The following is an 11347-nucleotide window of genomic DNA, read 5'->3' on the forward strand; positions in this document are numbered from 1 at the left end:
CCGACGCGATGTCTGCCGCCACCCTGCTGACGCTCTACGGCATCCCGAACTGCGACACGGTGCGCCGCGCCCGGCGCCGGCTCGCGGAGCTGGGCATCGGGCACCGCTTCCATGACTTCCGGCGCGACGGCCTGCCGCCGGCACTGCTCGATGGCTGGATCGCGGTGCTCGGCACGGCCGCCCTGCTCAACACCCGCGGCACGACCTGGCGCGCGCTGCCCGAAGACCTGCGCCGTCAGCTCGACGACGGCCTCGCCCGCACGCTGATGCTCGAACAGCCGGCGCTGATCCGCCGGCCGCTGCTCGTGCGTGCCGATGGCGCGCTGCGCCTCGGCTGGGACGAAAACGGGCTGGCCGACTGGCTGGCCGGCGCCTGAGTCCCCAGCCCGCAATCACCAGCCGCCGGCGCTGTCGCCGATGCGCCGGTAGCCGCCGGCGTAGAAGAGCAGCGGCTCGCCGTCGAAGGTTTCGAGCGCCACCACACGCCCGAGGATCAGCTGGTGATCCCCCCCCGGCAGCACGCGCTCGACCGCGCACTGGAAGCGCGCCAGGCAGTCGTTGAGCAGCGGCACGCCGCCCAGGCCTGCCGTCCAGTCGAGCCCGGCGAAGCGATCCCCCGGCGACATCGCGAAGGTGTTCGACAGCGCCACCTGATCGACGCGCAGCACGTTGATGCTGAAGTAGCCGTGCTTCTCGAAGGCCGGACGCAGCGAACTGCCGTTGCCGATGCTCCAGAGGATCAGCGGCGGTTCCAGCGACAGCGAGCCGAAGGAGTTGATCGTCATGCCGACCGGGTGATCGTCGGCATCGACGGTCGCGGCAATGCAGACGCCGGTCGCGAAACGCCCGAGCGTGCGGCGAAATTCGAGGCTGTCGAAGGCAGTCATCGGCGGGTGATCCCCGGAAGCTGGGCGTACTGGGCAGGCCCGGACGCGGGGGCCGCCCGGCCGGAACGAGGCCGCGCATCGTAAGGCGCAGCCGGCGGCACCGCCACCGGGCAATGCCGGCCGGCCGCTGCCCGCTTGAGGTGCAGCGGGTGCAGTCTGCCGCCGCCGCCGTTCATGCCGCCTGCTCCGTGCTGCCCGCGCAGGCGCGCAGCGTCGCCTGGAAGGCCTCGCGCGCCGCATGCCGGGCCTGATCGCGCCGCCAGACCAACAGCGTCGCGACCTGTGCATACGCTGCCTCGATGCGGTGCGTGCGGATCGTGCCGAGCCGCCGGTGCGGCTCGACGACGCTCGCCGGCATCAGCGACACGCCCATGCCGGCGGCCACACAGCCGATGATCGCCTCGAAGGTGCCGAAGCTCGCGATGCGCGCCGGGCGCACGCCGCCATCGATCAGCCAGCGCTCCAGCAGGCCGCGGTAGGCGCAGCCGCTCCTGAACGACAGCATCTGCGGCCGGTGCAGGTCGCGCGGCCCGCCGACCGGCGGGTGCGCGGCCTCGGTGATCAGCACCAGTTCCTCGACGAACACCGGCTCGGCGTGCAGTTCCGGATGATGCTGCGGACCGGCGACCAGCGCGCAGTCGAGGCGGTAGGCGAGCACGTCGGCGAGCAGCGCCTCGGTCGTGCCGGTTTCGAGCTGCAGCTCGACCTGCGGATGCGCGCGATGAAAGGCCGACAGCGCCGCCGGCAGCCGCGCCGCGGCCGTGGTCTCCATCGAACCGATCACCAGCGTGCCCTGCGGCACGTCGTCGGCGCGCACGGCCTGCCGCGCAGCCTCGGCAAGCCCGAGGATCTGCTCGGCGTAGGCGAGCAGCGTGCGCCCGGCCGGCGTGATCGCCAGCCGCCGGCCGGTGCGGTGGAAGAGTTCGGTGCCGAGGGCCTCCTCCAGCCCGCGCAGCCGTGCGGTGACGTTCGACTGCACGTAATGCAGCCGCCCGGCGGCGCGCGTGACGCTGCCCTCGTCTGCGACCGCCTTGAAGATGCGAAGCGCCTGCAGGTCCATGATCCATCGCTCCCGGTGATAGGACCTGAACAGAATAATTCATTTTATTCGATAGAATATCCCGACTAGGCTGCGCGGACATTCCCCACCGTCCGCGAGGGCGCCGCGATGAGCACCGCCGAGCTGCAGAATCCCTCCCCGAGCGCGGCCGACGAACGCCGGCTGCTGCTCGCCGGCATCGTCGCGCTGGCGCTGGCGATGGGTGTCGGACGCTTCCTGTATACGCCGGTGCTGCCGCTGATGCTGCGCGAGCACGCGCTCGATGCCGCCGGCGGCGGCTGGCTCGCGAGCGTCAACTTCGTCGGTTACCTCGCCGGCGCGCTGTACGCGGCCCTCGGCGTGCCGGCGGCCCGGCGCATCCTCGTGGTGGCTCTGGCGCTGGTCGCGACCGCGCTGACCACGCTCGGCATGGGCCTGACCGACAGCTACGCGCTGTGGGCGCTGCTGCGCTTCATCGCCGGCGTCGCGACGGCGCTGGCGATGGTGCTCGGCGGCGCGCTGGTGCTCGAACGCCTGCCGGCGGCGCGGCGCGCGTCCGGCTCCGGCTATCTGTACGGCGGCATCGGTGCCGGCATGGCGATGACGACGCTCGCGGTCGCCGCGCTCGACCGGCTCGGCGTCGGCACGGCCGGCGTCTGGGTGCTGAGCGGAATCGCGACCGCGCTGCTGCTGCCGCTCTGCCGGCCGCTGCTGCGCCCGGCCCCGGCCGCCGCGGCGATGGCCCGCACTGCCTGCGAGGCAAAGCCGGTGCGCCTCGGCTGGCTGGTGGCCGCCTACGGACTCGCCGGCTTCGGCTACTCGGTCAGCGCCACCTTCCTGCCGGTGATCGTGCGCACGCTCGGGCTGCCGGCACTCGTTGCCGAATCCTGCTGGCTGGTCGCCGGGCTGGCGGCGATCCCGGCGAGCCTGCTGTGGGGCGTGATCGCGCGCCGGCGCGGCACCGAATTCGCGCTGGCCGCGGCCCTCGCCACCGAGGCCGCCGGCGTCGCGCTGCCGCTGCTGCTGCCGAACGCCTTCGGTGCGCTCGCCGGCGGTGCGCTGTTCGGCGCGAGCTTCCTCGCCGTGGTCGGGCTGGCGCTCGCCGTCGCCCGCGAGGCCGAACCGACCCGCGCCAGCCGCGCCATGGGCCTGATGACCGCGAGCTTCGGTCTTGGCCAGATCCTCGCCCCGGCGCTGTCCTCGGCGCTGATCGGCAGCGGTGCCGGCTTCGGCCTGCCGCTTGCGCTCGCCGCCGGCGCGCTGGTCGTCGCGTTGCTGATGCTGACGCGCCTGCACCCGCAGCCGGGCGTCGCCACGCGGCTGGAGACGGCGCCGTGAGCACGCCGGTCGCGGACACCGGCATCCGCATCGTCGGCCTGTTCCGCGGCCGGCGCGGCGTGCTGCCCGAGGAAGGCCAGGTCAGCGCGATCTTCCGCGAGCCGCTGAACGCTCCTTGCCGGCTCGGCCCCGAAGGCATCGACGGCGACCGGCCGGTCGACCGCCGCTGGCACGGCGGTCCGGAGCGCGCGCTGCTGCACTACCCCGGCGAGCACTACGAATACTGGCGCCGCCACTACCCGCAGCACGCCGCCGGCTTCGTGCCCGGCGGCTTCGGCGAGAACCTGACGACGAGCGGCCTGACCGAGGCGCAGGTACGCATCGGCCAGCGCTTTCGCATCGGCACGGCGCTCGTGGAAGTCAGCCAGCCGCGCCGGCCGTGCTGGAAGCTCGACCATCGCCACGACCTGCCGGGACTTTCCCGCGCGGTCGAGGCGACGCGGCGCAGCGGCTGGCTGTACCGCGTGTGCGAAGCCGGCGATTTCGGTCCGCAGTCCCCGCTGATCCCCGAGGGCAGCCCCGATCCGCAGGCCCCGAGCGTGCAGGCGGTCTGGGATGCGTGGATCGACGGCACCGACCCCGCCACCCTCGCCCGCCTCGCCGGCTGGCCGACGCTCGCCCCGGTCTGGCGGCAGGCGTTCGCGCAGCGACTGGCGCATCGGCGCGGCTGAACCTTCACCGGGAGAATCCGGCATGAACGAACCAGTGGCTGCGCAGGCCGTCCCCCAGGGTTTCGGGCCTTCGACGGCGCAACGCCTGCCGGTCCCCGAGCGCGAAGCCATGTCCGAAGCCCAGCGCGCGGCGGCTCAGGCCATCATCGACGGCCCGCGCAAAGCCCTGTTCGGCCCGTTCGTGCCCTTGCTGCAGACCCCGCAGCTGATGGAATGCATCGGCAAAACCGGAGAAACGCTGCGCTTCGGCGGCAGCCTGCCCGATCGCGTGCGCGAACTGGCGATCTGCATCGTGGCCCGGGAAACGCACAACCAGTTCGAATGGCTGATGCATGCGCCGCTGGCGCTCAAGGCCGGAGTGGCAGCCGAGGTGATCGACTGCCTGCTGCAAGGCAGGCGCCCGCGCGATCTGGCGCCTGATGAAACCTGCGCGGTCGATTTCGTGACCGAACTGATGCACCGGCACGGCGTCAGCGATGCGACTTACGCCGAAGCGACCGGCTTGTTCGGCGAACCGGGCACCGTCGAACTGACGGCACTCACCGGTTATTTCGTGAGCGTGTGCTGGATCATGAACGTCGCCCGCACGCCCGGCCCGCAGGATTCCCCGGCCGGCCGGCTGTCCGCGTTTCCGGCCTGAGCGACGGACTGCGCCCCGCCGGCCCGCAATGCAACGGCCCGCCAGCAGGCGGGCCGTCCGGATCGAAGAGCCGGCGAAGCGTGTTCAGCAGGTGCCGGTCTGGCTGTTGCGGCCGCCGCGCGGATTGAGCGGCGAATCGCTGTCCAGCGCGCAGGTGCGCTGGCCATCGCTGCTGCGCTTCGCGTCGGCCACCGGCATGTGCGGCTGCATGTGCCGGTCGGCGTAGCCGTAGCTGCCGGGGCGATCCTGCAGCACCGCGCGCCATTCCTCGCCGTAGACGCTGTCGGCATCGCCGGCGTGGGCGACGGCGCCGAAGCCGGCGTACAGCACGGCGGCAGCGGCGATCAGGCGCAGGTGCTTGGCGGTCCTGGCATTCACATTCGTGTTCGTGTTCATGGCGGCGCTCCTCGGGGAAGGATTTCGGGATCGGGACGGGAGCGAACAAGCTCCACACCTCCCTATTCGCGCGCAGCCGGCCGGTGGATGCAGCAACCGGCAAAAATCTCCCCCCGGGCACGAAGCCGGCACAAAAGCCGACCGCCGCAGTCCCGGCGCTGCTTCCGGAACTGCGGCGGTCGGTATGGTGAGGATCAGGCCGGCTCGGCGATGGCGCCGGCACCGGTCAGACGCGCAGCGAATTCGGCGAGCGGCAGCTCGATGCGCTCGATGCCGTATTCCTCCATGAAGCGCAGCTCGTTCTTCGTCGGCTCTTCGGGCAGCACCGCGTAGTGGCGCCCGGCCGAGCGCTTGCTGATCTGGCGCGCCCAGCTGCGCGCGAGCTGATCATCGAAGCGGCAGCCGAGGAACAGGAAGCTGCGCTCGCTGCGCAGCTGCTGCACGCGCTCCGGGATCGGCGTCTGGATGTCGATCTCGGTCAGCACCTCGACGTAATCCGAATCCGAGACGATGTAGTTGCCGGCCGGAGCAACGGCGCCGGTCGGCTGGTACAGCAGCGTCGTCCAGGCTTCGGCAGCGCCCGCCTCGACACGGCTGCCGTCGGCGGCGAAGGCATGCGTCCAGCCGTCACGGTGCTCGGCCTGCGACACGCCCTGGATGCGGCCCCAGTCGCTGCGCGACGCGAGCGCGGCGCCCATCACGTCGTCGTACCAGGTCGTGACGATCAGCGGCAGCGGCTGCGCGGCGAGCCACGCATGCAGCGGCGACGGCGTCACCGCCGGCGCGTAGGCCGTATCCATCAGGTTCTTCAGCGTCTTGCGGTGCTTGAAGTTCTCGATGTACTGCGCGGCACCCGGCAGCTTGTTCTTGAGCTTGTGCGGCACCGAAACCTTTTTGGTCATGACGCCGACCAGTTCCAGCGGCGAGGCCGGCACGGCGCTGCCATCGGCGCAGAGCGCCAGCAGGCCGGGGCCGAGGAAGGGTACGACGCGGCCGGCGGCCAGTTCGGCGCGCAGGGTATCGATCAGCATGTCGTCGCTCATCGCGGCGGACTCCTGGAGGCGGTTGCGTTCGGTTGCGAGCAGGCCCTGGGGCCCGTTCGCGAAGCTCTGCTGCCGGCCGGCGCGCCGGCGCCGGCGACGGTCGCGGTCCGTCGCCGGCCGCCGGTGCCGTCCCCGCGGGTGACGGAACCGGCGCGACGGCATCGCGGGATCAGTGCGGTTTCAGTGCAGCCGACGCGCGGCCAGCAGCACGCCGGTGGCCTGCTCGAACTGCTGCGTCAGGCGCAGGCAGTGCTCGCGGGCATCGATCAGGTGCAGGTCGAAGCGCCCGGTCTGCGCGATCGGGTCTTCCTGCACGTCGCTCGCGTCGCACACCGAGAAGCTCAGGTGCGGATAGCGTTCGCGCAGCGCACGGGCCAGATCGCCGACCGTGCCGGTCAGGGTTTCGAGGCTCTGGCCGATGTCGGCAAGTTCGGCGGGCTGGATCATGGTCAGTCTCCTTCGAGCCGGCGCGCTTCGACGGTGATGGGCAGGCGGGTGTCAGCGGCCATTTCCGGCAGGCCGAGCAGCCAGCCGTTGGCGAGGCGCACGGTGCCGCCCCACAGGTCGTCCTTTTCCTGTTCGATGACCGGCTCTTCCAGATCCTTCTTGGGCACGTACACCGACAGCTTGCCGGCCGAATCGCGGCGGATCATGACTTTCATGCAGGGACTCCCGGAGGACTGGTTTCGGAAACGGGTGCGGAGCCATCGCCCTCGTACGGGACGATCTCGTCTTCGGAAAGCCCGACGACGCGGATGCCGAAATCGACCAGATACACCGGCATGTTGGATTCCTCGTGCAGGCCGACGCGCACGATCTCGCCGATGCTGCCGGCGGCGATGATCAGCGCGTCTTCCTCGACATCCGGAAAGGTGCCGTCGTCGTTGTAGACGTGGTCGGTGACGGTGACCTGCAGGCCCCAGTCATAACGCGGCGTGGTGGATTCGATCATGGCCGTTCAGTCCTCGTCGTCGTCGTAATCCAGCGATTCGAGTTCCTTGCGCCGCATCCCGACCTTGTAGCCGTGATCGACGAACTCGACGCCGTAGATGTAGAACTGCTGCAGGAAGGTGCCGATCGATACGACGTAACCCTCGTCGCCCTTGCGCACGAGGATGTCGCCGACCTCCCGGCCCGGAAACGTGCCGTCATTACGGATGTTGCGCCGGGACTTGACCTTCTCGCCGAATTCGAAATGCGGCGGTCCGTTCAGCTCGACGACATCGGAATCACGCGAAATCTTCATGATGGAATCAGGCCTCAGGCTTCTTCGGCCAGATAATCCGGCTCGTCGAGGCGACGGCCGGCGAGCTCGCGCACCGGCTCGACCGCATCGGCGAGCAGGCGCATCAGCACGTCGGGCAGCGCGCGCAGCGCGACTTCCCAGCGCACGCGGCAGTCGGCATCGCGAGCCATCAGGCCGAGGCGCTCGACCGGGGCGCGGCGCGCGACCTCGCAGCGCACGGCGGCATCGGCATCGGCATGCATCGTCAGCACCCAGATCGGTGCGATGCGCCGGGCGACCTCGACGCGCACGGTGGCTTCCGGGTCCTTGCGCATCTGCGGCAGATAGCTCGCCGGGATGCGCTGCGCGACGACGCGGCGCACGTAGTAGTCCTCGTCCGCGGCCATCGCGAACAGCCGGTTCGGATCGAGCCGGGTGGCGACGCGGATGCGCACCTCGCGGTGCGGATCGTCGATCAGCGCTTCGAGCTGGCGCGGCGGCACGCGCATCGCGGCACTGGCACGCACGGTCTCGTCCGGGTCCGCCAGCATCGCCGGCAGCCGGAACACGCTCGCGTACTTGCAGGCGACGGCGCGCACCTCGAAGTACGGGTGTTCGAGCTGGCCATCGGCGAGCTGCGGATTGCGCGCGAAGAAGCGGTCGATGCGCTTGGCGTAGCGGTCCTCGACGCAGGCGCGGCCCGGCTCGCAGCCGGCTTCGGCGTACAGATCCGTGTGTGCGCAAGCGCTGCAGTCGAGCGCCTCGCCCTGCCAGCCGAGCACCGGGATGGCGTCGTCAGTCGTCTTCATCGTCGCGTCCTCCACGGTCGAGTACCTGCAGCAGCACGCTGGCACCGATCCGGTCGGCCGGATCGAGCAGGCGCAGTTTTTCGAACACCGCCCGGCTGCCGGCGAGTTCGCCGAGGCGTGCGAGCAGGTAGCCGTAGGCCTTCAGCACGAACAGATACATGCGGTGCGGGCCGTCGGCGTAATCGGAGAAATCGCGGCTGCCGCGCTCGACGGCGCGCCAGTCCTCGGGCAGGCCGAGGTCGCGGGCGACCTTCAGCAGCGTGCGTTCGGCGGTTTCGAGCGCCTGCGCCAGCCGCCCCTGGTAGAAGTAGAACTTGTACAGCCCGACCAGCGGCGCCAGATGCCCGGGCGCGGCGGCCTCGGCCTCCTGCAGCAAGGCTTCGGCCTTCACCGGATCGTGGTAGCTGCGGGCGGCGAGCAGCAGCGCCAGTTCGGCCTGCCGCGGCAGGCCGGCCTCGATGCTGCGGGCGAGCCAGGCGTCTTCCCAGACCTGCGGCATGGCGGTGCTCCGGTCGATGGTGTGCGGCGCGGGGCGCGGATTGGTCAGGGCCAGATTCCGGCGCCGGCCGGGACGCTGCGTCCGGCTGCCGCCGCCCGTGGCGGGCGGCGGCAGCGGCAGCGGCCGGGACGGTGCGGACAGGGTGATTTGCTGGATCATGACCGCCGCCCCCTCATCTCTCTCTCGTGCGGTATCCGGACTCAGGCAGCCGGCGTGAACGAGGTGCCGCAGCCGCAGCTCTTCGCGGCGTTGGGGTTGAAGAAGGTCAGGCCGGTGTTCATCAGCGAGTCCTCACACTCGATGACGATGCCATCGAGCATGGCCTGGCACTCGGCCGGCACGAACACCTGCAGACCGGTCTCGGTCGTGACCACGGCGTCGGTGGCCGCGGGTTCGGCCTCGATGCTGAAGTCATACGACATCCCCGAACAGCCGCCTTCCTTGACGGCGAGCCGGAAGCCACCGGCCTTGCCGCTGAAGGTGATCATGCGGCGGATGAATTTCTCCGCCTTGCGGCTGACCTTGAGGTTCATCGTCGGCGCGCTCATGCGGGCAGGCTCAGCGCGGCACGCAGGTGTTGTCGACCGGGCAGACGGCCGCGCACTGCGGCTCGTCGTACTGGCCTTCGCACTCGGTGCAATCGACCGGGTTGATCACGAACACGCCCTTCTTCTGGGAGATGGCGGCATTCGGGCAGACCGGCTCGCAGGCCGAGCAGGCGGTGCACTGGGAAGCGATGATCTTGTAGGCCATGACGGCAGCTCCTTTACGGTTTGCGAAACGAAAAGCGTGGAAACGCTGGGTGAAAGCCGGTACTGCCGGTCACACGGGACTGCCTGGTGTTTCTCCCTTTCTTTCCAGCCCCTCCCCCGCAAGTGGCGAGGGGCTCAGAAAGCGCAGCGTCCCGCTGTGACCGGCCTGACATGCATCAGGCCGCGAAGGCACCCTGACGGATTTGCGCATCACCGCGCGCGGTGTGCACGAGTTCGCCGCTCTCGACGCGGGCGACGTAATCCTTGAAGTACGCCAGCGCCGACTGCTCGATGTATTCGAAGGCGTAGGCATCGACCGGATCGATGCCGGCGGCCTGCAGATCGTTCTTCGGGCAGCCGCCGATCTTGGCGACGAACACCGCGGTGCAGTCGTTGATCGCGCGGATGATCGTGTCCAGACCTTCTTCCTCGCCGTAGCCGCCCTGGCAGTACAGATCGACGCGGCGGTGACCGACGAACTTCGCACCGGCGGTCGAGACCTCGTAAATCTGGAATTCCTTGGCGTGACCGAAGTGCTCGTTGATGCGGCCGCCGCCCTTGGTCGCCACGGCGATCAGGATCTTGGTGTCGGATTCGACGCTGGCCATTTCGGCCATTTCCTTCTCGCGCGCCGCAACCTTGTCCTGACGCTCGGCCTCGACCAGTTCCTGATAGGCCTTGCGGGCTTCGAGGTCGTATTCGATCTCGGTCTTTTCCATCAGCTTTTCGAGCGTGAATTCAGCCGAACGATCCTCGCCGAGCAGGCCGACGGCATCGGCGCGGCACTGGCGGCAGTGGCGCATCATGTTCATGTCGCCTTCGCAGGCATCCTGCAGCGCCTTCAGCTCCTGCGCGGTCGGGCCGCGCTGGCCGTTGAGGCCGAAGTAGGTGCCGTGCTCGGCTTCCGAGATCAGCGGCATGATGTTGTGCAGGAACGCGCCGCGCGACTTGACCGCCTTGTTGACTTCGATCAGGTGCTGGTCGTTGATGCCCGGGATCATCACCGAATTGATCTTGGCGAGAATGCCGGCCGAGGTCAGCAGCTCCAGACCTTCGAGCTGGCGCTCGGTCAGGATCCTGGCGGCATCGCGGCCCTTCCAGCGCTTGTTCTTGTAGAAGATCCACGGATAGATCTGCTCGCCGACTTCCGGATCGACCATGTTGATGGTGATCGTGACGTGATCGACGTTGTAATTCTTGATCATCGGCACCAGCTCGGGCAGCGCCAGACCATTGGTGGAAAGGCAGAGCTTGATGTCCGGCGCCACCTTCGAGATGCGCTCGAAGGTTTCGAAGGTCTTGGCCGGATTGGCCAGCGAATCACCGGGGCCGGCAATGCCGAGCACGGTCATCTGCGGAATCGTCGAGGCCACCGCCAGCACCTTGCGCGCGGCCTGCTCGGGCGTCAGCTTTTCACTGACCACACCGGGGCGCGATTCATTGGCGCAGTCGTACTTGCGATTGCAGTAATTGCACTGGATGTTGCACGCCGGAGCCACCGCCACGTGCATGCGGGCGTAATGGTGATGCGCCTCTTCGCTGTAGCACGGGTGGTTCTTGACCTTTTCCCAGATTTCCGGGGCCATGTCGGCCGGGCCGGCCGAGGAACCGCAACTCGACTTGCCGCTGCCACCGCTGGTACCACAGCCCTGATGATCGGCGAGCGTCTGCTTCATCTGCTCGCGGACTTCGGGGCGAATGGTCTGCAGGCTGGAGAGGGAGATGATCTGTGACACGGCGGCACTCCTTCTTGTCTGTATAACCCGAGGCAGGGCTTGTGACAGGGAGGAGCAAGCGCAATGCCACATCCATTTAGCTATTGAAAATCATGACCTTGCAGGGATTGTCGCGTGTATCGAAACCGACATCCCCGTTGTGGTCATGTCGGAGAACCCACGTCGGACGGCTTGTGTCGGCAGCGCCTGGAAGGCGCAGGCAAGGCGTGCGGGTCAGCAAACCGCAGGGTGTGCAGCTTGCTGCGCAGCGTGTACGCCGGATGCAGATTCAGGGCTGCATGGTATGCAACAAAGCTGCACACCATGCAGGCT

17 protein-coding genes are annotated in these 11347 nt (G+C 69.1%); 4 read left to right on the forward strand and 13 right to left on the reverse strand.

Annotated features, from left to right (window positions below):
* Window positions 1-8: 8 nt before the first annotated feature.
* Window positions 9-377, forward strand: coding sequence for an ArsC family reductase (locus PKE44_RS03630; RefSeq protein WP_324548328.1), 369 nt, complete (start codon window positions 9-11; stop codon window positions 375-377).
* Window positions 378-392: 15 nt separating this feature from the next.
* Here PKE44_RS03630 and PKE44_RS03635 read toward each other — a convergent pair whose 3' ends face one another.
* Together PKE44_RS03635 and PKE44_RS03640 are read right to left on the reverse strand one after the other, a co-directional pair.
* The gene (locus tag PKE44_RS03635; RefSeq protein WP_324548313.1) at window positions 393-887 is read right to left on the reverse strand and encodes a flavin reductase family protein; all 495 of its coding nucleotides are present in this window, start codon (window positions 885-887) and stop codon (window positions 393-395) included.
* 172 nt (window positions 888-1059) lie between these two features.
* A complete protein-coding gene (locus PKE44_RS03640) occupies window positions 1060-1947 on the reverse strand; it encodes a LysR family transcriptional regulator (RefSeq protein ID WP_324548314.1) in 888 nt (295 codons plus the stop codon).
* Between the two features lie 108 nt (window positions 1948-2055).
* On the opposite strand from PKE44_RS03640, the gene PKE44_RS03645 reads away from it, so the two are divergent.
* Genes PKE44_RS03645 through PKE44_RS03655 form a run of 3 tightly spaced genes read left to right on the forward strand, consistent with a single transcriptional unit; the run spans window position 2056 to window position 4575 of the window.
* Window positions 2056-3264: a YbfB/YjiJ family MFS transporter gene (locus PKE44_RS03645; protein ID WP_324548315.1), complete on the forward strand. Its 1209-nt coding sequence runs from the start codon at window positions 2056-2058 to the stop codon at window positions 3262-3264.
* Window positions 3261-3935, forward strand: a complete 675-nt coding sequence (locus PKE44_RS03650) for an MOSC domain-containing protein (RefSeq protein WP_324548316.1) — start codon at window positions 3261-3263, stop codon at window positions 3933-3935. Before PKE44_RS03645 ends, PKE44_RS03650 begins: the two co-directional genes overlap by 4 nt.
* Window positions 3936-3969: 34 nt before the next feature.
* On the forward strand, window positions 3970-4575 hold the full coding sequence (locus PKE44_RS03655) for a carboxymuconolactone decarboxylase family protein (protein ID WP_324548317.1): 606 nt from the start codon (window positions 3970-3972) through the stop codon (window positions 4573-4575).
* An 84-nt stretch (window positions 4576-4659) separates the two neighbouring features.
* Here PKE44_RS03655 and PKE44_RS03660 read toward each other — a convergent pair whose 3' ends face one another.
* The 11 genes from PKE44_RS03660 to nifB form a co-directional block, all read right to left on the reverse strand.
* Window positions 4660-4971 carry a hypothetical protein gene (locus PKE44_RS03660; protein WP_324548318.1) on the reverse strand — a complete coding sequence of 104 codons (312 nt, stop codon included), beginning with the start codon at window positions 4969-4971 and terminating at the stop codon, window positions 4660-4662.
* Between the two features lie 194 nt (window positions 4972-5165).
* On the reverse strand, window positions 5166-6014 hold the full coding sequence (locus PKE44_RS03665) for an SIR2 family protein (RefSeq protein WP_324548319.1): 849 nt from the start codon (window positions 6012-6014) through the stop codon (window positions 5166-5168).
* Between the two features lie 180 nt (window positions 6015-6194).
* A complete protein-coding gene (locus tag PKE44_RS03670; protein ID WP_324548320.1) occupies window positions 6195-6461 on the reverse strand; it encodes a DUF6129 family protein in 267 nt (88 codons plus the stop codon).
* 2 nt (window positions 6462-6463) lie between these two features.
* Window positions 6464-6676, reverse strand: coding sequence for a putative nitrogen fixation protein NifT (gene nifT / locus PKE44_RS03675; RefSeq protein ID WP_324548321.1), 213 nt, complete (start codon window positions 6674-6676; stop codon window positions 6464-6466).
* Window positions 6673-6966 carry a nitrogen fixation protein NifZ gene (locus PKE44_RS03680; protein ID WP_324548322.1) on the reverse strand — a complete coding sequence of 98 codons (294 nt, stop codon included), beginning with the start codon at window positions 6964-6966 and terminating at the stop codon, window positions 6673-6675. The genes nifT and PKE44_RS03680 overlap by 4 nt, the downstream gene beginning before the upstream one ends.
* 6 nt (window positions 6967-6972) lie before the next feature.
* Window positions 6973-7260 carry a nitrogen fixation protein NifZ gene (locus tag PKE44_RS03685; protein WP_324548323.1) on the reverse strand — a complete coding sequence of 96 codons (288 nt, stop codon included), beginning with the start codon at window positions 7258-7260 and terminating at the stop codon, window positions 6973-6975.
* Window positions 7261-7274: 14 nt separating this feature from the next.
* Entirely contained in the window at window positions 7275-8048 is a 774-nt protein-coding gene (locus tag PKE44_RS03690; protein WP_324548324.1) for a 4Fe4S-binding leucine-rich repeat protein, read from the reverse strand.
* Window positions 8035-8547, reverse strand: coding sequence for a tetratricopeptide repeat protein (locus PKE44_RS03695; RefSeq protein WP_324548325.1), 513 nt, complete (start codon window positions 8545-8547; stop codon window positions 8035-8037). The genes PKE44_RS03690 and PKE44_RS03695 overlap by 14 nt, the downstream gene beginning before the upstream one ends.
* A 200-nt stretch (window positions 8548-8747) precedes the next feature.
* A complete protein-coding gene (locus tag PKE44_RS03700; protein ID WP_324548326.1) occupies window positions 8748-9095 on the reverse strand; it encodes an iron-sulfur cluster assembly accessory protein in 348 nt (115 codons plus the stop codon).
* A 10-nt stretch (window positions 9096-9105) separates the two neighbouring features.
* Window positions 9106-9300, reverse strand: coding sequence for a 4Fe-4S dicluster domain-containing protein (locus PKE44_RS03705; RefSeq protein ID WP_324548327.1), 195 nt, complete (start codon window positions 9298-9300; stop codon window positions 9106-9108).
* A gap of 175 nt (window positions 9301-9475) precedes the next feature.
* Entirely contained in the window at window positions 9476-10975 is a 1500-nt protein-coding gene (nifB, locus tag PKE44_RS03710) for a nitrogenase cofactor biosynthesis protein NifB (protein ID WP_324548329.1), read from the reverse strand.
* Window positions 10976-11347: the final 372 nt, after the last annotated feature.

This window comes from Plasticicumulans sp. (assembly GCF_035331805.1).
Lineage (GTDB): Bacteria > Pseudomonadota > Gammaproteobacteria > Competibacterales > Competibacteraceae > Plasticicumulans.

Coding starts and splice junctions, on each gene's coding strand:
- PKE44_RS03680 (WP_324548322.1), bottom strand. CDS start 6,966: ATGATCGAATCCACCACGCCGCGTTATGACTGGGGCCTGCAGGTCACC.
- PKE44_RS03630 (WP_324548328.1), top strand. CDS start 9: ATGTCTGCCGCCACCCTGCTGACGCTCTACGGCATCCCGAACTGCGAC.
- PKE44_RS03695 (WP_324548325.1), bottom strand. CDS start 8,547: ATGCCGCAGGTCTGGGAAGACGCCTGGCTCGCCCGCAGCATCGAGGCC.
- PKE44_RS03700 (WP_324548326.1), bottom strand. CDS start 9,095: ATGAGCGCGCCGACGATGAACCTCAAGGTCAGCCGCAAGGCGGAGAAA.
- PKE44_RS03685 (WP_324548323.1), bottom strand. CDS start 7,260: ATGAAGATTTCGCGTGATTCCGATGTCGTCGAGCTGAACGGACCGCCG.
- nifB (WP_324548329.1), bottom strand. CDS start 10,975: ATGAAGCAGACGCTCGCCGATCATCAGGGCTGTGGTACCAGCGGTGGC.
- PKE44_RS03705 (WP_324548327.1), bottom strand. CDS start 9,300: ATGGCCTACAAGATCATCGCTTCCCAGTGCACCGCCTGCTCGGCCTGC.
- PKE44_RS03665 (WP_324548319.1), bottom strand. CDS start 6,014: ATGAGCGACGACATGCTGATCGATACCCTGCGCGCCGAACTGGCCGCC.
- PKE44_RS03670 (WP_324548320.1), bottom strand. CDS start 6,461: ATGATCCAGCCCGCCGAACTTGCCGACATCGGCCAGAGCCTCGAAACC.
- PKE44_RS03690 (WP_324548324.1), bottom strand. CDS start 8,048: ATGAAGACGACTGACGACGCCATCCCGGTGCTCGGCTGGCAGGGCGAG.
- nifT (WP_324548321.1), bottom strand. CDS start 6,676: ATGAAAGTCATGATCCGCCGCGATTCGGCCGGCAAGCTGTCGGTGTAC.
- PKE44_RS03640 (WP_324548314.1), bottom strand. CDS start 1,947: ATGGACCTGCAGGCGCTTCGCATCTTCAAGGCGGTCGCAGACGAGGGC.
- PKE44_RS03635 (WP_324548313.1), bottom strand. CDS start 887: ATGACTGCCTTCGACAGCCTCGAATTTCGCCGCACGCTCGGGCGTTTC.
- PKE44_RS03645 (WP_324548315.1), top strand. CDS start 2,056: ATGAGCACCGCCGAGCTGCAGAATCCCTCCCCGAGCGCGGCCGACGAA.
- PKE44_RS03660 (WP_324548318.1), bottom strand. CDS start 4,971: ATGAACACGAACACGAATGTGAATGCCAGGACCGCCAAGCACCTGCGC.